Annotated in this window: 20 protein-coding genes; 7 read left to right on the top strand and 13 right to left on the bottom strand. The window is 61.6% G+C overall.

What is annotated here, in order from left to right; all coding sequences use genetic code 11:
• The first annotated feature begins 13 nt into the window (after positions 1 to 13).
• Genes EP165_RS13165 through EP165_RS13150 form a run of 4 tightly spaced genes read left to right on the top strand, consistent with a single transcriptional unit; the run spans position 14 to position 4,243 of the window.
• Positions 14 to 970, top strand: a complete 957-nt coding sequence (locus EP165_RS13165; RefSeq protein ID WP_127523271.1) for a carbohydrate ABC transporter permease — start codon at positions 14 to 16, stop codon at positions 968 to 970.
• Complete coding sequence (locus tag EP165_RS13160; protein WP_127523270.1) at positions 967 to 1,809, top strand: carbohydrate ABC transporter permease; 843 nt, start codon at positions 967 to 969, stop codon at positions 1,807 to 1,809. Before EP165_RS13165 ends, EP165_RS13160 begins: the two co-directional genes overlap by 4 nt.
• 23 nt (positions 1,810 to 1,832) lie before the next feature.
• Positions 1,833 to 2,930, top strand: a complete 1,098-nt coding sequence (locus EP165_RS13155; RefSeq protein ID WP_127523269.1) for an ABC transporter ATP-binding protein — start codon at positions 1,833 to 1,835, stop codon at positions 2,928 to 2,930.
• A gap of 17 nt (positions 2,931 to 2,947) precedes the next feature.
• A complete protein-coding gene (locus EP165_RS13150; RefSeq protein WP_127523268.1) occupies positions 2,948 to 4,243 on the top strand; it encodes an NAD(P)/FAD-dependent oxidoreductase in 1,296 nt (431 codons plus the stop codon).
• Positions 4,244 to 4,256: 13 nt separating this feature from the next.
• Here the strand turns inward: EP165_RS13150 and EP165_RS13145 are convergent, their stop codons facing one another.
• The 6 genes from EP165_RS13145 to EP165_RS13120 all read right to left on the bottom strand — a co-directional run bounded on the left by EP165_RS13145 (position 4,257) and on the right by EP165_RS13120 (position 10,474).
• A complete protein-coding gene (locus EP165_RS13145) occupies positions 4,257 to 4,976 on the bottom strand; it encodes a maleate cis-trans isomerase family protein (protein WP_245440134.1) in 720 nt (239 codons plus the stop codon).
• A gap of 4 nt (positions 4,977 to 4,980) precedes the next feature.
• Positions 4,981 to 6,423 carry an amidohydrolase family protein gene (locus EP165_RS20695; protein ID WP_127523266.1) on the bottom strand — a complete coding sequence of 481 codons (1,443 nt, stop codon included), beginning with the start codon at positions 6,421 to 6,423 and terminating at the stop codon, positions 4,981 to 4,983.
• Positions 6,399 to 7,697, bottom strand: a complete 1,299-nt coding sequence (locus EP165_RS13135) for a TRAP transporter large permease (protein ID WP_127523265.1) — start codon at positions 7,695 to 7,697, stop codon at positions 6,399 to 6,401. Before EP165_RS13135 ends, EP165_RS20695 begins: the two co-directional genes overlap by 25 nt.
• Entirely contained in the window at positions 7,694 to 8,296 is a 603-nt protein-coding gene (locus tag EP165_RS13130; RefSeq protein WP_245440160.1) for a TRAP transporter small permease subunit, read from the bottom strand. Before EP165_RS13130 ends, EP165_RS13135 begins: the two co-directional genes overlap by 4 nt.
• A 72-nt stretch (positions 8,297 to 8,368) precedes the next feature.
• The gene (locus EP165_RS13125; RefSeq protein WP_127523263.1) at positions 8,369 to 9,400 is read right to left on the bottom strand and encodes a TRAP transporter substrate-binding protein; all 1,032 of its coding nucleotides are present in this window, start codon (positions 9,398 to 9,400) and stop codon (positions 8,369 to 8,371) included.
• Positions 9,401 to 9,673: 273 nt separating this feature from the next.
• Positions 9,674 to 10,474, bottom strand: a complete 801-nt coding sequence (locus tag EP165_RS13120) for a BtpA/SgcQ family protein (protein ID WP_127523262.1) — start codon at positions 10,472 to 10,474, stop codon at positions 9,674 to 9,676.
• Positions 10,475 to 10,638: 164 nt separating this feature from the next.
• On the opposite strand from EP165_RS13120, the gene EP165_RS13115 reads away from it, so the two are divergent.
• The 3 genes from EP165_RS13115 (at position 10,639) to EP165_RS13105 (ending at position 13,931) form a co-directional block, all read left to right on the top strand.
• Entirely contained in the window at positions 10,639 to 11,433 is a 795-nt protein-coding gene (locus EP165_RS13115; protein ID WP_127523261.1) for an SDR family NAD(P)-dependent oxidoreductase, read from the top strand.
• Between the two features lie 46 nt (positions 11,434 to 11,479).
• Entirely contained in the window at positions 11,480 to 12,976 is a 1,497-nt protein-coding gene (locus EP165_RS13110; RefSeq protein ID WP_501981678.1) for an FGGY-family carbohydrate kinase, read from the top strand.
• A 106-nt stretch (positions 12,977 to 13,082) separates the two neighbouring features.
• Entirely contained in the window at positions 13,083 to 13,931 is an 849-nt protein-coding gene (locus EP165_RS13105; protein WP_245440133.1) for a DeoR/GlpR family DNA-binding transcription regulator, read from the top strand.
• A gap of 28 nt (positions 13,932 to 13,959) precedes the next feature.
• Here the strand turns inward: EP165_RS13105 and EP165_RS13100 are convergent, their stop codons facing one another.
• From EP165_RS13100 to EP165_RS13070, 7 genes are all read right to left on the bottom strand, one after another.
• Complete coding sequence (locus EP165_RS13100) at positions 13,960 to 15,018, bottom strand: ABC transporter ATP-binding protein (protein ID WP_127523258.1); 1,059 nt, start codon at positions 15,016 to 15,018, stop codon at positions 13,960 to 13,962.
• An 11-nt stretch (positions 15,019 to 15,029) separates the two neighbouring features.
• Positions 15,030 to 17,120, bottom strand: a complete 2,091-nt coding sequence (locus tag EP165_RS13095) for an ADP-ribosylglycohydrolase family protein (protein WP_127523257.1) — start codon at positions 17,118 to 17,120, stop codon at positions 15,030 to 15,032.
• A gap of 11 nt (positions 17,121 to 17,131) precedes the next feature.
• On the bottom strand, positions 17,132 to 17,965 hold the full coding sequence (locus tag EP165_RS13090; RefSeq protein WP_127523256.1) for a carbohydrate ABC transporter permease: 834 nt from the start codon (positions 17,963 to 17,965) through the stop codon (positions 17,132 to 17,134).
• Positions 17,962 to 18,807 (bottom strand): carbohydrate ABC transporter permease, encoded by an 846-nt coding sequence (locus EP165_RS13085; protein WP_127523255.1) that lies wholly within the window; start codon positions 18,805 to 18,807, stop codon positions 17,962 to 17,964. The genes EP165_RS13090 and EP165_RS13085 overlap by 4 nt, the downstream gene beginning before the upstream one ends.
• A 98-nt stretch (positions 18,808 to 18,905) precedes the next feature.
• Positions 18,906 to 20,207: an ABC transporter substrate-binding protein gene (locus tag EP165_RS13080; RefSeq protein ID WP_127523254.1), complete on the bottom strand. Its 1,302-nt coding sequence runs from the start codon at positions 20,205 to 20,207 to the stop codon at positions 18,906 to 18,908.
• A 3-nt stretch (positions 20,208 to 20,210) separates the two neighbouring features.
• A complete protein-coding gene (locus EP165_RS13075) occupies positions 20,211 to 21,260 on the bottom strand; it encodes a LacI family DNA-binding transcriptional regulator (protein ID WP_245440132.1) in 1,050 nt (349 codons plus the stop codon).
• 152 nt (positions 21,261 to 21,412) lie between these two features.
• Positions 21,413 to 22,627, bottom strand: a complete 1,215-nt coding sequence (locus EP165_RS13070; protein ID WP_127523252.1) for an aminotransferase class V-fold PLP-dependent enzyme — start codon at positions 22,625 to 22,627, stop codon at positions 21,413 to 21,415.
• Positions 22,628 to 22,638: the final 11 nt, after the last annotated feature.

The raw sequence follows: 22,638 nt of genomic DNA, 5'->3' as shown, positions 1-22,638 counted from the left end.
CGGCGGGCCTGACATGACGACGCATATGCGCGCTCAGCCCGGTGAACGCCCCGACCTAAGGTCGGGGCGTTTGCGCCGCTTGATGACCGAAGGCCCGGGTTTTGCCCTGCTGATGCTGCTGCCGGCACTGCTTGTCCTCGGCTTTGTCATCGGGTTGCCGATGCTCAAAGCCCTAATCCTGAGCTTCGACACCATCACTTTCCGCCGACCCGCCGCTGCCGGTACATATGGCCTGCACAATTATGCCCGGCTCCTGTCGGACCCGGACGCCTGGGGCGCCGTCCTGCGCTCCGCACTTTACATGCTCGGGACCGTCGCCGGATCGGTTTCGCTCGCGCTTGGCGCCGCGCTTTTGACCCATCGTGTGATCAGGCTGCGAGCCCTTGCGCGGCTGACGTTCCTGCTGCCCTGGACCGTGCCTGCCGTCGTGACCGCCCTCGTTTGGGGCGTGATGTATGACGGCAATTTCGGTGTCATCAACCGGCTGCTGGACCTCGTACCGTTCGTGAATGGCCAGGACTGGCTGATCGACCGGAAGACCGCTCTCGTTGCTCTGATCGTCGCACAGGTGTGGAACGAATTCCCGGTCGCCTACATCTTCTTCCTTGCCGGCCTCCATTCCATTCCGGACGAACTCTACGAAGCCGCCAGGATCGACCGCGCGGGCGCATTCGCGCAGTTCCGTTTCATCACGCTGCCGCAGCTTCGCTACATCATCGCCGTCATCGTGATCCTGCTCATGATACTCGGCTTCAAGGCCTTTCCGATCATCTTCATTCTGACCGGCGGCGGACCTGCCGGAGCAACCGAGACGCTGACGGTGCTGACCTACAACACAGCGTTTCGCTCTCTCGACTTCTCCTATTCGGCCACGCTTGGCATCCTCGCCGTGCTGGTATCGATCGTCATGGTGCTGGGATATCTGCGCGTTATGGCGCGCGCAGACACCGGCAAAGGCGGCGCGGTATGAGCGCGCGGCGCAGGTTTGGCGGCGCTGTCGCAGCCGATATCTTCAAGGCCGGCGGCATCGTCGTGCTCGGCTGCGCGGTGCTGTTTCCGATCTACTGGATGGGTGTGATTGCGCTGACGCCTACCGGCTTCAGCCGCAGCCTCTCCTCCGTATTCCCCGCTGATATTACGTTTCAGAACTTCGTCACCCTTTTTACCGAGCGCCCGATGCTGCGGTGGCTGTGGAACAGCATAGTCGTGGCCGCGCTGTCATCATTCCTGTCGCTCGCCTTCGGCACCTCCTGCGGCTACGCTCTCAGTCGCCTGAAATTCCGCGGCGCCGGCCTCGTGCTGATCCTGGTGCTCGCCACACAGATGATGCCGGCGACCAGCATCGTGGTGCCGCTCTACATTCTGTTCCGCGACTTCGGGCTCCTCGACACAATGCAGGGCATGGTGCTCGGGCACATTTCGCTGGTTGCGCCGCTGGCAATCTGGATGGCCAAGGGTTTCTTCGACAGCATCCCGGCCGATCTGGAAGGCGCGGCGCGGATCGACGGCTGCACACGGCTGAGTGCCTACTGGTACGTTGCCCTGCCGTTGGCGATGCCCGGGCTCGCGGCCATCTTCATCTACGGCTTCGTGACCAGCTGGCACGATTTCCTGTTCGCAAAAACCCTCATCAATTCGCAGTCCCTGTGGACTGCCGCGACCGGCATTTCCTCGTTTCGCGGCGAATATTTCACCTTGCACGAACTGCAGATGGCGGCAGCGCTCACCTTCGCCCTGCCGGTTGTGGTGGTGTTCCTGGTGATGCAGCGCCGCATCGTTTCCGGGGCCCTGTCGGGAAGCGTCCGGTAAAATTCGATCAAGCAGGTAACCAGATGGCAGATGTAGCATTCAGGGGCGTCGAAAAATCCTTCGGGAACGTCACCGTCATCCATGGGGTCGATATCGACATTGCCGATGGCGAACTGGTGGTTTTCGTCGGGCCATCCGGTTGCGGAAAGTCGACACTGCTGCGGATGCTGGCAGGGCTGGAGGAAAACACCGGCGGCGAGATCGCCATCGGCGACGATGTGGTCAGCGGACTGCCGCCCAAGGACCGGGACATCGCCATGGTGTTCCAGAACTACGCGCTTTACCCGCATATGACAGTCGCCGAGAACATCGGTTTCCCGCTGCGCATGCAGGGCATGAGTGCGGCCGAGCGGCGAGAGCGCGTCGTCGAGGCAGCCGGCCTGCTCGGCCTCGAAACCTATCTCGAGCGTTATCCGCGCGAACTCTCGGGCGGCCAGCGCCAGCGCGTCGCCGTTGGCCGCGCTATCGTGCGCAAGCCGCGCGCATTTCTGTTCGACGAACCTTTGTCCAACCTCGATGCCGCGCTGCGTGTCCAGATGCGCAAGGAGGTAAAGCTGCTGCACCGGCGGTTGGGCGCAACGATGATCTTTGTCACGCACGACCAGGTTGAAGCCATGACATTGGCGGACCGCATTGTGGTCCTGCGCGCCGGCCGGGTCGAGCAGATCGGCACGCCCGACGATATCTACCGGCGGCCCGCAAACAGCTTCGTTGCCGGGTTCATAGGCTCGCCGCCGATCAACCTGATAGCGGGCACCGTCGAGCCGAGATCCGGCAGCGCGGTATTGGTCCCCGAAGAAGACCCCGCATTGGCATTTCCACTGCCGCCGCAATTCGATCTTGCGCCGGGGTCTCGAATCACACTGGGGATACGGCCTGAAAATCTGCTACTGGTTCCCGCAACTGCGGGGAGCGGTCTGGAGGGCAAGGTTGTGTTCTGCGAGAACAGCGGTCAGGAGAGCGCGGTGACGCTTGAACTCGGCGGGCTGCAACTCGTGGCAAGCCTTTGGGGCGACGAACCGCCAGTGATAGGCGGACGCGCGCGGCTGGAAATCGACCCCGCCCGCATGCTGCTGTTCGACGACGCAGACATGCGGCTCGAACCGGCAAGAGAGACATAACTCCAGGAAAACATGCGATGCTGAGTGATCGCGGTCATGACAATCTGTGGGCGCGCACGGCACGCGAAGCCGATCCCTTTTCACCGCTCGCGTCCGATATCAGCGCCGATGTCGCAATCATCGGCGCCGGCTTTACCGGGCTTTCAACTGCCCTGCATCTGGCCGAGCGCGGCCTGAAAGCGGTCGTCTTGGAGGCGCAGGCGATCGGACACGGCGGATCGGGACGCAATGTCGGGCTCGTCAATGCCGGCATGTGGGTAAAACCCGACGATCTGATCCAGACCCAGGGCCAGGAATGGGGCCAGCGGCTGATCTCCGCGCTGGGCGACGGCCCGAAGCTTGTTTTCGATCTTGTCGAGCGTTTCGACATCGCCTGCGAACCGGAACGCAATGGAACCCTTCATCTGGCCGTAGGCGACAGCGGCCTTGCAGACTTGCGCGACCGCGAGGCGCAATGGCAGGCACTGGGGGCGCCGGTGAAACTGCTGGATGCCGGGACTGCCGCCCGGTTGACCGGCACCCATGCGTTCCGCGGTGCACTCCATGATGCCCGGGCCGGAACGATCCAGCCGCTGGCCTATGCGCGCGGGCTTGCACGCGCCGCCGCCGCCGCCGGCACCCGCATCTTCACCCACACGCCCGCAACAAAGGTCGCCAGAACAGGCGGCCATTGGCAGGTGGAAACGCCAGGCGGAACCGCGCGGGCACCCTGGCTGGTGGTCGCGACCAACGCCTACACGGATCCCGCGCAGCCCGGACTGTTGGCCGCTCCGCAACAGGAGCTGACCATCCTGCCGTTCTTCCAGTTTGCAACCAGGCCTTTGCCCGGCGAGCTTGCGGACCGAATCCTGCCCGAGCGGCATGGCTGCTGGGATACGCGCCTGATCATGACGTCGTTCAGGCGCGACCGCGAAAACAGGCTGATATTCGGCAGCGTCGGTTCGCTCGAAAGCTGGTCTGTCGCGGCCCAGAAATCATTTGCGCGCCGTTCGCTCCGCCAGCTGTTTCCCGTCCTCGGCGAGGTCGAATTCGAGGCCAGATGGCATGGCCAGATCGGCATGAACAAAAGCCACCTGCCCCGCTTCCATGTCTTTGGCGAACAGGCGATCGGTGTCTGCGGGTTCAATGGCCGCGGCATCGCGCCGGGCACCGTTTTCGGAAAACAGATGGCCGGTTTGATCTGCGGCGCCGGCGAAATGGCGCTGCCGGCCACGCCGGTTGAAAATGCGAGCTTCGCCAGCCTGCGCACATGGTCCTACCGCCTCGGCAGCTGCGCGGTGCACCTGATCTCGGGGTACGGCAGCCGAAGCTAGCGTTGCGGTCCGGTCACTGCGAAAACATCCAGCCGCGTGCTGAAATCGGTGCGGAATCGACACCTAGAATGCGCAGGGCCTTCCAGACAACCGCGGCCGTCGAATCGATCAACGGAATCCCGAGCTCGGCCTCGAGCTCGGCCATGAAGTTCCAGCCCCGCATGTTGGTGCACATTATGACGATGGCGTCGGGCCGGTCCGCCGCAACCTTGCGGCACATCGCCTTGACGCGATCGCTCGGCACTTCCGAAAACGCAAAGTTCTCCGACAGCCCGGCATGGGCTTCTGCGCAAATCCGGCCCCCTGCCTGCGCATAGTTGGCGACAATCTTCGCCTGTACATCCTCGGTATAGGGTGTCACGAGCGCGACCCGCCGGCACTGGCCGAGCGCCAGCAATTCATTGACCGCTCCGACAGCCGTGCAGGCGGGGATGGCTGTGGCTTCCGTGACGGCCTCGCACAGCGCCTTGTCCCATTCGCTTCCAAGCCAGCTAGCCGATGTGCCGCTCCAGGCGATGACGCCAACCTTCGCATCGGCCAGCAATCGCGCTGCGGCCAGCATTGGCGCGAATTCGAACTGGCTGTTGGCTTCATCGCTCAGCGCGATCCGGGTAACGGTGAACCGTGAAAAATGCGCCGATACGCCGGGCAGCGCCGAAACGAGTGCCGACGTGGCCGGCTCAAGGATCGTGTTGGACGAGGGCGTCAGCACGCCGATCAGCGACCGCGACACGGCTTCAGTCCGCCATGCCGAGCGACAAGGGTACGATCTCGTCGATGTTCTGCGCCCCTGACGCAATCCGCTCCTGCTCGCGTGACAGATGTTCCGCCGCCCTGCCCCAGTCGATCGTCTCCGGCCGGCCCGCGGCAACGACCCGGCGGCCATCGACATATACCTGGTCGATGGCACGCTCCGCTGCCTGATGCACGATCGTGCGCAGCGGATCGCGCATGGGGTGCATGTGCGGGTGGTCGAGATCGAAGGTTACCAGGTCGGCCTTCGCACCGGCCGCAAGCCGTCCAAGGTCGTCGCGCCCGAGCAGCTTGGCCGCGCCGATCGTCGCAGCTCGGAAAAGCCGTGCCGTAGAGCTTGTGTGCCTGGCGCCGGAAGCCGCACGGGCAAGCAACTCGGCAGTGCGGATCTCTTCCAGCATGTTCTGCGGATGGGTATCCGTGCCGATTGCGACGTTGACGCCGGCATCCATATAAGCGCCGATATGGTGCAAAAGCGTGCCGTCGCGCACGAAAACGGTCGGGCAATGGGCCACTGTCGTGCCGCTCTCGGCAAGCAGACGAAGGTCTTCGCGCGTGGGCCACAACACCCATGGGTGCTGGTCGGTGAACACCGCATGGCCGATCACCGTCTTCGGGCCGAGAAACCCGATCGAATCCATGAACGCCACCGGCGTCTGGTTGTTGCGCCGGGCAATCTGGTTGAACTCCGGGTAGCTCTGGGCCCCGTGGGTGAAAAGCGGCCGTCCGGTCTTTTCGGCGAGCGCGATACTCTGCTTGAGCAATTCCGGCGTGCAGGTATCGATCTGCGCCGGCGCGACCATCGCGGTGAACCGGCCGCATGCATGGCCTTCTGCGGCGTCCATGACGTCACGCGCTTCCGCAAAAGCGGCCTCGCCGAAATCGTCCGACCAGTCGTAGAGCGTTTCCTGCCCGGTCGATGCCCACCAGCGGGCCGACCGGTACATCGGCGCAACGCATACCCGCAGCCCGCTTTCCTCCAGAATGTCGAGCCATCCAGGATAGGCGTGCGAAAGATCCACGATGGTGGTGATGCCGGCCGCCGACATTTCCGCCAGCGCATATCGCGCCGAGGCCCGCAGCGCCGCATCGTCCTGAACGAAGCTCTGCCGAAAATCCTGCCGGCCGTTGAAGAACAGCCGCGGGTTTCCGTATTCCTCGACAAAACCCCTATAGATCGGTGTCTGGGTCGGATGGCAGTGAATGTCGATCAGACCGGGCATCACAAGCCTGCTCCGGCCGTCGATCTCTACATCGGCCTCGCCGCCATAGCGGCCTCCGGCCTGGATGATCCGGTCGCCCTGCCATGCAACGTCGCCATTGCGCCGGTAGACATGATCCTGGCGCTCGCCATCCCAGGCGATGATCCATGCGGCGTTGCGGATGCAGAAGCGGCGGTTGTCTAGAAGAGTGCCTTGGGAAGCCATGTAACGATGTCCGGAAAGAGTGTCATGAAAGCGACCAGGATGAGAAAACAGATGATGAAGGGGATCACGCCGCTGATGACGTCGGTTACGGATCCTCGCCCTCGAACCGCCTGAACGACAAACAGGTTCATGCCGACTGGCGGAGTGATCAGCGCGATTTCGCACATGATAACGATGAAAATGCCGAACCAGAGCGGATCGTAGCCGAGCGCAATTACGACCGGGAACACGATCGGCGTGGTGGCGATCATCATCGCCAGGGAGTCCATGAAACAACCCAGTGCGACGTAGAGGCAGACCAGGATCACTACCATCTGCCAGGGGGCGAGCGTAAGCTCCGACATCGCATTGGTGATGAGAACGGGTATGCCCAGCACGCCGACGACGAAGTTCAGGTAGAAGGCGGCGATCAGTATGATCAGCGTCATCGCTGTGACGCGAACGGTCGCGAGCACACTGTCCAGCAGCAACCGAAACGTGAACTGCCGGTAGAAGATCACCAGCAGCGTCGCAGCGACCACACCAAGACCCGCCGCCTCGGTGGGCGTTGCCCAGCCGGTATAGATGCTGCCCATGACGCCGGCGAACATGACCAGCGGTGGCAACAGGTCTTTGAGCCGGCGCAGCCGCACGGATAAAGGTACCGGGTCGGCGCGTTCCGCAATGGGACCGAAAACACTCGCCAGCACGACTGTTCCGATGAACAGCGTGGCGAGCAGAAGGCCGGGGACGACGCCGGCCAGGAAAAGCTGGCCGATCGACGTATTCGTCATTGCCCCGAAGATAATGAGGTTGATGCTGGGCGGAATGAGAATACCCAGCGTTGCGCCACTCGCGACTGTGCCCAGCACCCACTTCTCGGAATATCGCTTGTGCTCGAACGCCGGAAACGCGACGGTGCCGATCGTTGCCGCAGTGGCAACCGACGATCCCGAGATCGAAGCGAATACCGTCGACGCCGCGATGTTGGTGTGCAGCAAGCCGCCCGGCAGCCGGCTCAACCAGTCATCGATTGCGGTATACATGCGCGCAGTAACGCCGCCGCGCACGAGGATTTCACCCATCAGCACGTAAAGCGGAATTGCAACGAGCAGAAAGTTGTTGAGGGTGCTCCACATCAGCGTTCCAAAGGGTCGGAACATCGTGGAGCCGAAAAACCAGTAGGCGCCCAGCGCGGCGGTGGCGAACAAAGCCGTTCCGATATGCACGCCGAGAGACAGCAGCCCCAGCATCACCGCAAAACCGATGGCAACCACATCGAGACCAACCGTCATTGCCGTTTTCCATCGTCTGTGGGTTGGGTAGCGCTCGAAGACAACTCGCTGATTTCGGCGATTTCTTCGTCGAATTCGGTAAAGCCGTATTCGGCTTCAAGGGCACTCTGGTCGATGAACAACAACAGCAGCGCCCGTGCCGCGTAGAGAACCGCGCAAAAGGCGAAGAACACCATCCCGGCCACCCAGAAGCCCTGCGGGATCCACATCGGGGTTTGCAGCGGCGTATTGGCGTGGGCGTTAAAAAGCAGCGTATCGCTGTATGTTGCAACGCCGCGTTGGGCAAAGAACACCGCCACAGCCGCCAGCGATACATAGGCGGTCACATTCAGGATGTTGAGAAGCCGGACATTGAACCGCTTCACGAACAGGTCGATACGGGTGAAGCCCCGCTCGAACAGAACATGGGAGAAGCCCAGCGAGGCAACGGCAGCGAGCACGTAGCCTCCGATCTCGTCCGTTCCCTGAAGCGAGATGCCGAAAAACTTCCGCGCCAGCACATCGATGCCGATGAGAAACGCGAGTATGAAAGTCGCGAAACCGGCGACCACGGCCAGCGCAGTCGAAAGGTTGCGAAGCAGATTGAAAAAAAGATTCATCAATGACAGCGGCGCCTCCTCCAGGCGAGACGTCCGCGCAGCCCGCGCGAACGTCCGAGCTGGATGAAGTCGTCAGGGTGCGGTGAAGCCCCGCGCCGCGCCGATCGTCTCGTACCAGACTTTGCCGCACTCGGGATATGTGCGTTCGCAGCGCGAAACCCAATCGCCAACGATCACATCGGTGGTGATCTCCTGAAGCTTGGCAAGGTCCGCTTCGCTTACATCCACGAGTTTCAGGTCATAGGACTGGTAGATCTCGCTGTCGCATGCGCCGCCGGTCGTGCAGGAGATCGCCAGGGCATCCGTGTCGCGTGCAAGCTGCCACAATGCGGCTTCCATCGCCTTGAACTCTTCCTCTAGCTGCGCGCGCCGGTCCTCCTCAAGGCCGTTCCACCAGTCCAGGTTGACGACATGCGCCTGAACTGCGCCGGACACCGCCAGAGGCAGAAGATGCGTTGTAACCTCCGGCCATTTGCCGGTGTTCGCAGAGGTGGCGGATGTCACGCCGCAGGATGCAACCCCGCGCTGCAGCGCCGGATACACTTCCGGAAATGCAAGCGTGATCGGCGTGGCACCCAGCCTCTCGATGAGCGATGACATCGATGCCGTGAACGAACGCACTTTCAGGCCCGCGAGATCGTCGAGCGTCGAGAGCGGTTCGTTGCAGAAGAACATTTGCCCGCCGAACGGCCAGACAGCCAGCGCCTTGACGCCGAAACGTTCCTGCAAACGGCTGTCGAAGACTTCCCGATACGCGGTTACCGCGCTGTCGAGATCATCCATATTGGTGGAAACCCCGATAAGGTCGATGCCCTCAAGGAAGGGATCGTCGCCGGCAACAAGACCGACCTGGATCGAAGCCAGATTGAAGGTGCCTTCACGCACGAGACGCAGACCATCGGCCATGCTGATGCCAAGCGCCTGAAATTCATTGCGAAGCACATTGAAGCCGTCGGCATTGATCTTTTCGATCGCCGCGAGCTCGATCGGATATTGAGCACTCAGCGACTGCGACTGGCTGAGCCAGGATATCTGCTGTGCGCTGGCGGGCGAAAGCGTCAGCGCAAGCGCCGCAAACGCGGCGGAAAATTTGGGGAAAGTCATGGGCTGCTCCTCGGCAGATGAGTTCGTTTTATTCGGTCCGCGGCACGGACGAGGCGATCAAGCGGCTGCGGCCCGGCATCGGTCTTTGATGCCGCAGCGGTCGGCCGCATATGCATTAAGGCTCAGTCATGTTCGGTCAGTTCCTCCCGTACTGACCGCCGGACCAAACCGTCCGGCGGCAGGTTGTTCGATTATGTTGCAATTCGAACATACTCGTCCACTACGATCCGACTCTTCTTCACTCCATATCGAGCCGAGATGCAGAAAGTCCGCTCACCGCAGCGCGTTGACCTTGTCCATGAAGCGGCGGGCCCGGTCGGCATCCACACTCTTCCAGGTGTCGCCGTCATATTTGAAATGCGAGCCCACAATCGCGCCGTCGGCGACAGCGAGAACGTCGCCCACCGAGTCGATATTGACGCCGGTATTGGCGAACACCGGAGTGTCGGGAAGCGCCTCTTTCACCTTGCTCAGATCGGAATGATCGGCCGGCTGGCCGGTCACCGGGCCGGACACGAGAATGGCGTCGGCAAGCGATGAGAAGACCGCGCTCTTGGCGCGCAGTGCGATCGGGCGCTGGTCAAGCGAATGCGCGAATTCGGCATTGATGTTGAAAAGCATCTTCATGTCCTGGCGGCCGAGATTGCGCCGCAACTCCGCCGCCTTGGCAGCGCTCGGCTCCCAGAGGCCCATATCCGATGCAAACAGGCCGGTAAAAATCTCGCGCACGAAATTCGCGCCAACCGAGGCACCGATCGCGGTGCTCGCGACCGGGTCCCAAAGATAATTGACGCCGAATGGCAGGCCGAGATCCCGCGTCACCGCATTGATGACGGTGGTGAAGGCTGCGATTCCCTGGGGCGGCGCCTTGAAAACATAGGGGCGGTCGTTCTCATTGCCGAACATGACCGCGTCGACGCCAGCAGCCTTCAGCTTCTCGGCATCCGAGCGCGCGCCGTCAATGAGGGCCTGCATGCCGCCGTCGGCATCGTAGAGCGGGGTCCCCGGCAGAGCACCCACATGAATCATCGCAACGATGACCTTCTTGCGCCCCTCAAAAAAATCGAAAACCATTCAATTGACTCCGTCTCTGGAAACCCGAAATGCGCACGTCTCGCCAAGCGGCGGCGGCAGGACATGTTATTCAACAGATTCGAACACAAAGCAACATAAAGAACCATTGCCTAACAATGCCATCTGTGCGTAACGTGCCGGCAACGCATTACGAAAGGACAGTCATGACGGGACGAGACCGCATCGCGGCCGATCTTGAGGGCAAGCGCGCAATCGTGACAGGCGGCGCCGGCGGTATTGGGCTGGCTATCGCCAGATCCCTATCCTTGCATGGGGTCCAGGTGGCGCTTTCCGACATCTCCCTCAAAGGCGCCACCGCCGCGGCAGCCGATCTGGGCGAGGGCCATATCGGGCTCGAAATCGATGTTACGAACCGCGATTCCGTTGCCACGGGTTTCCAGCAGATTGAAGCGGCATGGGGCGGCTACGACCTGCTTATCGCCAATGCCGGCGTTTCAACCATGAACCGGACGGTCGACCTGACCGACGAAGAGTGGGATTTCAATTTCAACGTCAACACGCGCGGCGTGTTCCTGACCAACCAGCTCGCATCGCGTCATTTTCTTGCGACCCGCAACAAGGGCGTGATCGTCAACACCGCTTCGTTGGCCGCAAAGGTCGGCGCCCCGCTTCTTGCTCATTATTCCGCGTCGAAATTCGCCGTGCTCGGCTGGACTCAGGCCCTTGCGCGTGAGTTGGCACCTGACGGAATCCGGGTCAATGCCGTGTGCCCCGGGTTCGTCAAAACCGGAATGCAGTCCCGCGAAGTCGAATGGGAATCGCAACTGCGCGGCCTGACGCCGGAGCAGGTTCTGGAAGACTATGTCTCGCAGACGCCGCTCGGTCGCATCGAAACACCCGAAGACGTCGCCGGAGTGGTTGTTTTCCTTTGCTCCGACGCAGCCCGTTTTATGACCGGTCAGGGCATAAACGTGACTGGCGGCGTCTATATGGGCTAGCCGCCCTACCGAACGCCCCTCGCCCTGCATCACTTGGATAGAAGCATTGACCGCACGTGACATCGTCATTGGCCTCGACATAGGCACCACTTCAACCATCGGCCTTGCGGCGCGCATGCCCGACGAAGTTCTGGCAGTGGCTAGCATGCCGGTCGATCTGGTGTCACGGCACGCGGGTTGGGCGGAAGAAGACCCGCTGCAATGGTGGGAAAACGCCAAATCCATACTCAGGGAACTGACATCCAATATCGATGCGCAGCGCATTGCGGGCATCTGCGTGACCGGCATGCTGCCGGCAGTTGTGCTGCTCGACGCTGAAAAAAACGTACTTCGCCCTTCCATTCAGCAAAGCGATGGCCGCTGCGGCCGCGAGGTGGAGGAGCTTCGGCGGGAACTCGACGAAGACGCATTTTTGAGGCGAACCGGAAACGGCATCAACCAACAGCTTGTTGCAGCCAAGCTGCGATGGATCGCGCGCCACGAACCCGAAATTTTTGCGCGCATAGCAACTGTTTTCGGCTCTTACGACTACATCAATATGCGGCTTTGCGGCGTGCGGGCAGCCGAGCAGAACTGGGCTCTCGAAGCCGGTTTCACTGATCTCGCCGAAGGCGCGATCGCCGACGACCTCGTTGCGCTCGCCGGCGTCCCGCGTCAGGCAGTGCCGCAGCGGTCTGTCTCGCATGAAATAATCGGCCATGTGAACGCCGAAGCTGCCGCACAAACCGGCCTCGCCGAAGGAACGCCGGTTATGGGAGGGGCCGCCGACCACATCGTCTCCGCGCTCGGCGCCGGCATCGTAAAGCCGGGCGATGTTCTGCTCAAATTCGGCGGCGCGGGTGACATCGTGGTCGCATCGGACCGCGCCCTGCCCGACCACAGGCTGTATCTGGATTACCATCTCGTTCCGGGCCTTTACGCTCCCAATGGCTGCATGGTTGCCTCCGGGTCTGCACTTAATTGGATGACAACGCTGATTGCGCACAACGAGGCCGGTTCCAGGCCTCACGCAAGCATGGATGAACTTGCCGCGGCCGTTCCCGCCGGTTCCGACGGGCTCGTCTGCCTGCCCTATTTCCTCGGCGAAAAGACCCCGATTCACGACCCGCTTGCCCGCGGCAGCTTTGTCGGCTTCTCGCTCAATCACGGCCGCGGCCATGTCTGGCGCGCATTGCTGGAAGCGGTTGCCTACGGCTTCAAACATCATATCGAGGTGCTGAACGGAATCGGCTATGCGCCGACACGTTTCTTCGCCTCTGACGGAGGCACCAAAAGCCGGCTATGGATGCAAATCATGGCCGATGTTCTGGGCCAGCCTGTGCAATTGCTGAACAACCACTATGGCTCTTCTCTCGGAGCTGCATTCGTCGCCGCGTTCGGTACGCGCCTTGTGGACGACTGGAGCGGTCTGGCAACCCTGTCGCCGCATGGCGACCGCATCGAGCCATCGTCCGCAGCGCATGCTGCCTATGAAAGCGGCTATCTGAAATACAGGGGTCTCTACACACAGCTGCGACCCTGGTTTCAAGAGCACAACGGCTAAAGGAACCCGCCAGCGGGCGAAGCCAACGCGCGCATACGGCCAACTTCCTATGCGCGCCATTCATGTGCGATAAATGGTGGATTCGGGGAACAATAAGGAAAAGGTCTTGCCAAAGACCAACGTCACACTACGACGCCCGCACGCCGCCGGGCGTGAAAAGCTGCCGGCGTCTTTGCGCCAGGCCCGAATATTGGCGATATTCGACAGGAAGGGTTTTGCCTCCATAGCCGAGCTTGCCGAGGAGTTCGGCGTCTCGACAATGACGGTGCGGCGCGACCTGACGGTCATGGACCAGCGGGGGCTTCTGGAGCGCACCCATGGCGGTGCGGTCGCGGTGGGAACGGCACAGGGCGTGACCGATAGCGTCGAGCCTGAGTTTGACCTGCGGCGCCGGGACAACGAGGACCAGAAGAACTGGATCGCGCGGACAGCTGCCGCATTGGTCGGGCCCAGCGAATCGATCGGGCTGGACGTCGGAACCTCGGTCCTCGCGTTAGCGGAAGTGCTTGCGGCACGGCGCGACATACGGGTTCTGACGAACAACCTCCGCGTCGCCATGCGGCTGGCGGAAGGCAATGGCACCGTCTACACGGTCGCCGGGCAAATCCGCAGCCCTGAGTTTTCGGTATTCGGTCCGCAGGCGGTTGCGGCAATCAAAAGCCATTTCCTCGATCGCGTCTTCGTCGGCGTCTCCGGTCTGGATGCCGACGGTTTCTACGACTATTCGCCCGAAGATACCGAGGTCAAACGGGCCTTCATGGAGAATGCCGGACAGGTCGTTGTGTTATGCGATGCCAGCAAGTTCGGCCGGCGGGCGCTGTCGCGAATAGCCCCGCTCGAAAGATGCGATGTCATCGTAACGGACAATGCACCCGATGATCAGCTCGCGCAGGCAATAGCCGCCGCCGGCGCAAGGCTTATTGTCGCCTCGTCGAGGGGATCGGCAGCCAGATAGACGCCGCAGTCGCATTGGCGCCCTACCGTCAATCCAGCCTGGCGCCGGTCTCACGATCGAATATATGCACCGCGCCTTTGGCCAGGACGAGAGCCTGTTGCGCCCCGATGCCGAATGCCGGCCGCTCGCGCAGTACAACCGAAACCGTTTGTCCACCGAAGCGTATTTCCACAAATGTCTCGGACCCGGTGGGTTCGATATTTTCCACCGTTCCAACCAGCTGCCCATCGGCCGTGACCCCGATCTCCTCCGGCCTTATGCCGATCGTGACCTTGTGCCCTTCGGCCAGTCCGGCTGGCGCACTGATACCCGTCGCAAGGCCGTCTTCGAGAACGAAAGCGCCGGATCGCACACGCGCCAGAAACAGGTTCATCGCCGGCGAGCCTATGAACTGCGCGACAAAAACGTTCGCCGGCCGGTCGTAAATTTCAAGTGGCGCGCCAATCTGCTCGATCACGCCATTGTTCATGACAACGATGCGGTCTGCCATCGTCATGGCTTCGACCTGATCATGGGTGACGTAGACCATCGTGGTCCCGAGGCGCCTATGCAGAGATTTGATTTCGCCGCGCATCTGCACCCGCAGCTTTGCATCAAGGTTCGACAGCGGTTCGTCGAAGAGGAATACTTGCGGATTGCGAACGATGGAGCGCCCCATGGCAACCCGCTGGCGCTGCCCGCCCGACAATGCCCGCGGCTTGCGTTTCAGCAGCGCCGTCAGGCCGAGTATCTCGGCGGCTTCATGAACCTTGCGTGCCTTTTCTTCCTTGCCGGCACCCGCCAGGGTGAGGGAAAAGGCCATGTTCTCTTCCACCGTCATATGCGGATAAAGCGCATAGTTCTGGAACACCATGGACACATCGCGCTCTTTCGGCGGCAGACTGTTGACGATCTTTCCGCCGATCGAGATCGTGCCGCCGCTGATACTTTCAAGCCCTGCTATCATGCGCAGCAGCGTGGACTTGCCGCAGCCCGACGGCCCCACAAGCACAACCATCTCGCCATCGGCGATATCCGCGTCGATGCCATGGATGACCTCTACGCTGCCGTAGTTCTTTGCGACTTTTCGGATTGTAACGCCTGCCATGGACTGTCCCCTCAAGCCGGCTTGACGCGAATGCGGGTGGCCGAAAGTGCCCCCTCGTGCACGATCAGGCCCACGGCGCCTCCGCTGTAGCTATCGTCCCGCGCCTCCAGTTTCGTGTCGCCGACCGCGACTGCGATGCAGTCGCCCGTCACGGTTGCGGCCAAGGTGAAAGCCGTCTCGAACCCGATGTCGAGTGCAGTGGAAGCCAGAACGGTCTCCTGCTCGTCCTTGCGCCTGACGATCTGCAACTCACCCGCCCGTGTCAGGCGTGCGGCATAGTAGCGGCGCTGCCCGTTGCCGCGCAGGACCAGTCCGCCATGGTCGCCGAGATGCAGCATCAGGTCGGCCTCGACGGCATAGTCTTTCCAGTCGGCCGTACCCTGCATGATCAGGCCCTCGCCCCGGTTCTGGCTGATCCTGAAATCCTGCGGAAAGTGGCGTGAGAATATGTGAGCATTTTTGACCCAGGCCCGCCGCCAAAAGTCGCCCGCGCCGCCGGGCCGCTTGAAGGTCACATCCGGACAACCGTCCCAGCCGAGCTTTTCGACCAGCACGCGGCCATCGCTTCGTCCCTGCGCGGCGGTAAAAACGACCCCGGTTTCCGCAATCGGCTGATAACCGGTCTCCGGCACTGTCCATTCCAGTTTCGCGGATTTTCCGGGCGCAAGATAAATAGCGTCCGGCATATCGACGTCTTCCAGCCCGTCATTTTCATCGTAATGCCGGATGCGCAGCCTCGCCTCCACCGCTGCGCTGTTGGCATCATCCGCGGTCACCACCGCGTAAAGCCTCTGTCCCGCATGAAGCCGCGGACTTGCCATCAGATCGTAGGTGCGCATGCGGGTGACGTCGCGCGGCATGAAAACCGGTGAGGTAACGGCGGCTTCGCGGCCCGACGCAAGGGCAGCAAAATCGACAGCCAGAGCCTCGCCCGTTCCCGAGACGCGCAGATCCTCGACCGCCGCGCGGCCCGTTTGCGGACGGAATCCCTGTACCGAACCGGGTAGCGAAAAGTGAAACCGCGCTCCCGCCTTCGCCGGCGCCTGGGGCTTTTCGCCGGCAAGCCTGCGGCCAAGACCTGCCAGCCACAACGAAACCTCCACTGCGTCGGTAACCGAACGGCCCCCGTCGGCCGTCGAAATGTAGAGACGGTCGGCGACCGGGCCGCGCCAGTCAGGTCCTGCCTCCAGCCCCTCGAGCCCCAGCATGATACCCTGCAGGCATCCTACATTGCCTGCGTTGCAGTCGGTGTCCCAGCCGGAAGTGTTGACGATCATCTGTGCGCGCTGAAAATCGTCCGGCGCATGCAGGATCGCCATGATCATCAGCGCATGATTGGGCACCACATGGCAATTGCCGGGATATTTGTCGTAGCCGTAATTGTCCTCGATCTTCTGGCGCGTCGCTTCCCAGTCATTGTCGGTCGCGGCCCATGACCTGACGTCGGTTATCAGCTTGGCGATCAGGCAATCGTCGGGAATGAAGGATAGTCCGGTATCGATGAGGTGGTTCACGTCGCTGCTGACGAATGCTTCGGCCTCCATGGCCGCCCACAGCACGGCTGCGTTGACCGCCTCGCCATCATGGCTGACCGAGGCGGAGGCGCGCGCGAGTTTGGCCGCCTGAGCTGGCTGGCCTGGAGAGACCAGGGCCCAGCCGTCGATAAATATCTGAGCTCCGATCTGCTCGGCCATCGTTCTGCCGTTCACCTCGATCGAACCCGATTTCGGCGCCGGTATCCCGCGTGCGAGGTTGAGCCATGCCGTATGTTCGGTCGAATTGCCCGCTCCTCCCCACCACAGTATCGACCGCTCCTCGATTATGTAGTTCAGCCAGGAGCGGCCGATATCTTCGGCCGGAAGATCAGGCGAACAGCAATAGTCATCCAGCGCCCTCGGAAAGGTGAATGTACCGGCAAGGTCATCATCCGTAACGACAAGCGGGTCACCCAGCTGCTCGTGCACGTAGTAGGTGATCGGCCCCAGCTTTTCGAGAATGTCGCGATATCGCCAGTTCTCAAACGGGCGGCCGATATAGACCCCGATCATCTTGCCGAGGACGCCGGCATAAACGCGGTTGGTATAGTCTTGGGGGATTGTCACTTTGTGCTCCTTCAGCCCTTCACCGAGCCGCCCGCCATGCCTTCGATGAAGCGGCGTTGCAGCAGAATGAACAGAACGACGACGGGAAGAATAATGATGAGAGCTGCAGCCATGATCTGCCCCCAGTCGGAGCTGTACTGTCCCGACAGCAGGAAGAATGAAACCACCGCTGTCAGCCGCTCCTGCCCCTGCAGGAATGTCGTTGCGATCAGAAACTCGTTCCAGGAATAAAGCCCGATGATCAGCGCGACGGTGAGAATGCCGGGCGACACGATCGGCAGGTAGACACGGCGAAACACCTGCCAATGGGTGGCGCCATCGATCAGCGCCGCTTCTTCCAGTTCGCGCGGAACGGCCAGGAAGTAGGTTCGCAGCAGCATGATCGCAAAGGGCGAATAGACGGCGGTGTAGATGAAAGCCACTGCAACCGGATTGTTGATCAGACCCAGCCGGGCGAAGCCGAAATAGAGCGGGAACAGAAACAGCTGGATCGGCGCAGTTGTGGTGGCCAGAAGATAGAACGTGATGATCTTCCACGTCTTGATCTTGCGGCGCGCCAGCACATAGGCGGTCAGGGAGCCGGTCGAGCAGACCAGGATTATGGTCAGGCCGGTCAGAACGGCTGAATTGAGCAATGTCCGGCCGAAATTCGCATCTTCCCAGGCGCGGGTGAAATTGTCCCAGCGTATCTGGCTCGGCAGAAGAAGTGGGTTCTGCACGATCTCCGTCGACGGCTTCAACGAATTGAGTATCAGCAGTGCGATCGGGAACAACGTGATGATCAGCAGCACCGAAAGGGCGATGTAGACGAGCGCAAGCGTGGCGCGGCTTTCCGACATCCTCATTGCTCGAACTCCCGGGCCTGAATGCGGATGTAGAAAATCGTGGCCGCCAGGCCGAACAGGCTGATGACGACCGAAATCGCCGCCGCTTTCCCTACAGCAAGATCATAGAAAGCCGACCGGTAGGCGTAGGTCGAAAGCACCTCCGATGAAAACGCCGGACCGCCCTGGGTGAGTATGTAGACGAAATCGAACACCAGAAACGACCAGATGACGGTCATGATCATCATCAGCGTGATGGTGGGGCGAATACCCGGCAGCAGCACGTAGCGGATGGTCTGGAAGAACGTGGCGCCCTCGACACGCGCAGCTTCGATCTGCTCTGCCGGCACCTGCCGGAGCGCGGCATAAAAGATGACGCATAAGAAGCCCCACCAATGCCAGAGGTCGACGACTGCAATGCCGTACAACGCCGATGAGGTCTCGGCGAGCGGATTTCCGAAGTCGAGACCGGTGCGCTGCAACAGACCCACGACACCCGTCACCGGCGAGTAGATCATGATCTGCCAGACCCTGGCCGTGATCGCGGTCGCAATGATGACCGGAAGAAAATAGATGACCTGAAAAAATTTGGAGCCGCGGCGCGCCACCAGCATCATGGTTGCAGCGAGCAGTCCCATCGCCATCGGAACAGTGAGGAAGATCGCCGTCCAGATGATGTTGTTGGTCAGAGCCGTCCAGAAAACGCGGTCGCCCCAAAGCCTGCTGAAGTTCTCGAGGCCGACGAACACCGGCGCACTGATACCGTCCCACCTGAAGAACGCCAGGAAAACGGTCAGCGCAGCGGGAATGGCGATAATCGCGAGATTGATCAGAAGCGTTGGCAGAACGTAGAGGCGATGCATGAAAAGACCTTCAAGCTCCGTCGAACGGCTCGAGTTCCGACGGCAGCGGGAGAAATGCGGGGCGCACCCCAGGCGGTGCGCCCCACAGATGCGCGAAGCTAGCGTTGCGGCACTGCCGGAACTTTGCCTTCCTCCAGCTCCTGCTGGAAGGTTTGGTCGAGTTGAGCGAGGTAGTCCTCGGTCGAGACGCGGTTCAGCCAGACTTCCTCAATGCCGTTGATCAGGTAGCTGTTGGTCGCCGGCGGCAGGAAGGTCCATGTTGTATAACCGTAGTTCCCCTCATTCACCGAAGTCGCGAGCTGGTTCATCGCCTGGGTGAAAAGCGGCATCACATTGTCTGCCATCGTAACCTCGGACAGGTCGCGAAGCGGAATGTTCCACTCTCCTTGCCAGGCCGAATTCAGAGATCCGTACACTGCCGGCGAAAAGACGTAGTTGATCACCGCTGCGGCGCCGTCGGTGTTCTTCGACGAAGCGGCGATGGAAAACGTTGAGCCCACTCCCAGCGGAAACACCGGAGCGCCCTCCGCGCTCGGAAACCCGACGAAACCGACTTCGGCGCTGTTCTTGTTCGAATATACGGAGACGTTGTGGAAGGCCCATGTGCCGCTCGGCATCATTCCAGCCTGGCCGGATGTCATCAGGTCGGAAGCCTGCTCGCCCGACTGCACCGAGAAGTAGTTGCGGCCGAAATAGCCTTTCTGCCACCAGGAATTCAGCCGGTCGACGGCAAGGCGGAATGGCTCGGATGTCCAGGCAATTTCGCCGGTAAGAGCCTTCTGCATGTTGTCCGGGCCAGCCACGGCATTGAGTGCGAGCGACACAAACCACTCATTTGCGCCACGCCAGTCGGCATTGCCTGCGGCGAAGGGCGTGATACCCGACTCGATCATCATGTCGGCGAGCGCTTCAAGCTCATCGAGACTGGTCGGCTCCCGCCAGCCATGTTCAGCGAAAAGCGACTTGTTGTAATAAAGGCCGAGCGTCTCGTATGTCTTCGGCAGCGCATAAAGCTTACCGTCATACCGGCCCATTTCGAGAAACACGGGCAAAATGCGGTCATCCCAGCCATACTCAGCGGAATATTTGTCCAGCGCCAGCAGCTGGCCCGACTGCGCCATGGGCGCAACGTAGCTTGGGCCTGGCGTATAGACGATATCCGGCCCGCTGCCTGACAGCATCGCAACGCGCAGCTGTTTGTCGAGTTCGGAGCCGCGGAAATCGATCACCAGATCGTATTGTGAACCGGCTTCGAAAGGCTGCACGATGTTCTGGTCGATCAAGGCCTGCTGTTCAGGCGTCGCCTGTTCGTACCACCAGGTTACGCGCTCCTGCGCCAGTGCGTTTTGCGTCACCGCGGCAAGAAACGCCGTGCTTGCAAGCAGTCTCCACTTGATCATCTTTTATCCTCCCCTGTTTGGAGCGCGCTCGGCTGCCGCTGATGGCGCCGCAACCGAGTCGCGCACGATGATTTCGAATGGCATTTCCTCCGCCCTGCCCGGGCCGGTCGAACTGTCGGCAAGGCGGTCAAGGAGAACTTCGGCGGCCCGTGCCCCGAGTTTGTCCTGAAACTGAGCGACGGTAGTGAGCGCCGGCGTCACCAGCGCCGACGCCATGATGTCATCGAAGCCGACCACGGAGACGTCGTCGGGAACGCCAAGCCCATGCGCGGTCAGGCTCTGGATCACACCGATCGCGACCAGGTCATTGGCCGCGACTATGGCAGTGGGTCGCGAATGCGCGCCAAGCATCGCGTCGGTTGCGTCGCGTCCGGCCTCGAGGGTGAAGTTCCTTGCCTCGAGAACATCGGGTGCCGCCCCTGCCGCTGTCATGGCGTCGAGATAGCCGGCCAGGCGCACACCCTGCGGTCCGCCTGGCGCTGCGATCATGGCAATCCTGCGGTGCCCCATATCGAGCAGATAGCGGGTGACCGCCCGCGCAGCGGCGCGATTGTCGATATAGAGATCGTCTATTGGGAGCGGGCCGCCGGCCTTGCGGCTGACCTCGATGCGCACAACCGGCACGCCCGCCTTGCCTAGCGGCGCCATGTCCTCGGCCGTCAGATTGAAGAAAACGCCGACGATGCCGTCGTATCGTCCATGTTGGGCAGCCAGGAGCACCTGCTTTTCGTTGGTTGCGCTGCCCTCGGTGTCAATCGTGACAACCTCGTAGCCAACTTCGCGCGCCACCTTCTGAACCGCAACCACCAGCGATGGGTAAAAGGGATTGGCTAGATCGGGGACGATACACGCGATGACATATGTTCGCTGCGTACGCAGCGCCTGCGCAAAGCGGTTTGGCTGATAGCCCAGCTCCGAAATGGCCGCTTCGATGCGTTCAGCGGTCTCGACCGCCACCTTGTCGCGCCCGCCATTGAGCACCAGCGACACGGTCGCCTGAGCGACCCCGGCGTGGAGCGCCACTTCCTTCTGCGTGATGCGCCGTTGTCGCACAAAATCTCCATCGATACGTATCAATAGCTAATTGATACGTATCGATATGTCAACACGACGTCCCCACGGTCAGTTTCTACACGTTCTCTCGGCTGAACACGCCGGTCTCGGCCGCACGGGCAGCATGAGCCCGTCCGTAGCCCGCCCCTTCCTCAGGGGGCGTTGGCCAGCCAGGCAAGATAACTGTCGACCCCGCCATTGCGAGCGGTGTGCATGTCGCCTTCGCGCGGCTCAAGTTTGGCGGCAATAAGGACAGCGCGGGCCAGGGAATCCGCCACCATTTCTGCCTGGCCGGGTTTGAGGTTGCAGGGGTCGAGCTGAAAATATCCCAGCTCCACCTCGTGATTGCGAACAACGATGGCCGGGTCCATCTCGCCAAGTGCGCGCGCGAGCGTAGCCGCACTCGCGCCGAACGCGGTTTCGTCGACATTCACCTGCAGCCGCTCGAGCGGATTGCCCGTCGGATCCGGCACAATGACCGGCTGAATACCGTCGATCGGGGAGAGCGCTCGTGCCCACAGCTCTAGCGCTGCGCGCTCCTGCGCCCGGATTGCGCCGTGGTCGCGCTTTTGCCATTGCCTCAGTGCCGCGATAGCGCCCGCGATGCTCTCCTTGCCGACCTTCATCCCACGGCCAATGCCCATGTTCTGCAAATACGCTGCGCGGACGAGTTCCCGCCTGCCGGCGATAATCCCTGCCGTCGGCCCGCCGAGAAATTTATGGCCCGAGTAGATGGCGAGGTCAGCGCCGCCGGCGATGAAGCCCTTCAGGTCGTATTCCGAAGCCGCATCGACGATGACGGGAACATTCGCGCTCCTGCATATCTCGACAAAGCGACGGAACGGAATCTGCCCGTAGTGAACAACGTGATGCGAAACGACATATAGCGCCGCTGCGGTATTGCCGGTCAGCGCGCTCTCCAGCTGGTAGTCCATCGCATGTGTCGACTGGCCGACCGGACGGACTGAGGCACCCGCAAGCTGCACGGCCTGTGAGACCGGCGCGCCGTAGCCACACATGTGGCCGAGTTGCACAACCACCTCGTTGCGGTCTCCCGGTTCGAGGGGCAAAGCCTCGACCCGCCCCGGATCGATCCCGGTCATGCAGCCGGCGATCGAGAGTGTCATGCCGGCGCTGGCCGATGCCGTCACGCAGCCCGCCTCCGCCCCCGTCAGATCTGCAATCGCTGCGCTGGCAAGTGCCTGCAGCTGATGCATGTTGACGAACTCGCCCATGATAGCCGCTGTAGCTTCCTGCACGGCCTTCGATGTGATCGACCCGCCAAGGCTGGTCATCGTTCCCGAAACGTTGATCAACCGCTTCAGCCCCTGGGCATCATGCCAGGCCCACATGTCGTTCGGTCTCATTGAGGGTCCCT

The organism is Mesorhizobium sp. Z1-4, from assembly GCF_004000235.1.
In the GTDB taxonomy this organism is placed as follows: domain Bacteria; phylum Pseudomonadota; class Alphaproteobacteria; order Rhizobiales; family Rhizobiaceae; genus RCIO01.
Note: the sequence above shows the minus strand (reverse complement) of the source record. Positions and strands in the feature narration are given on the sequence as shown.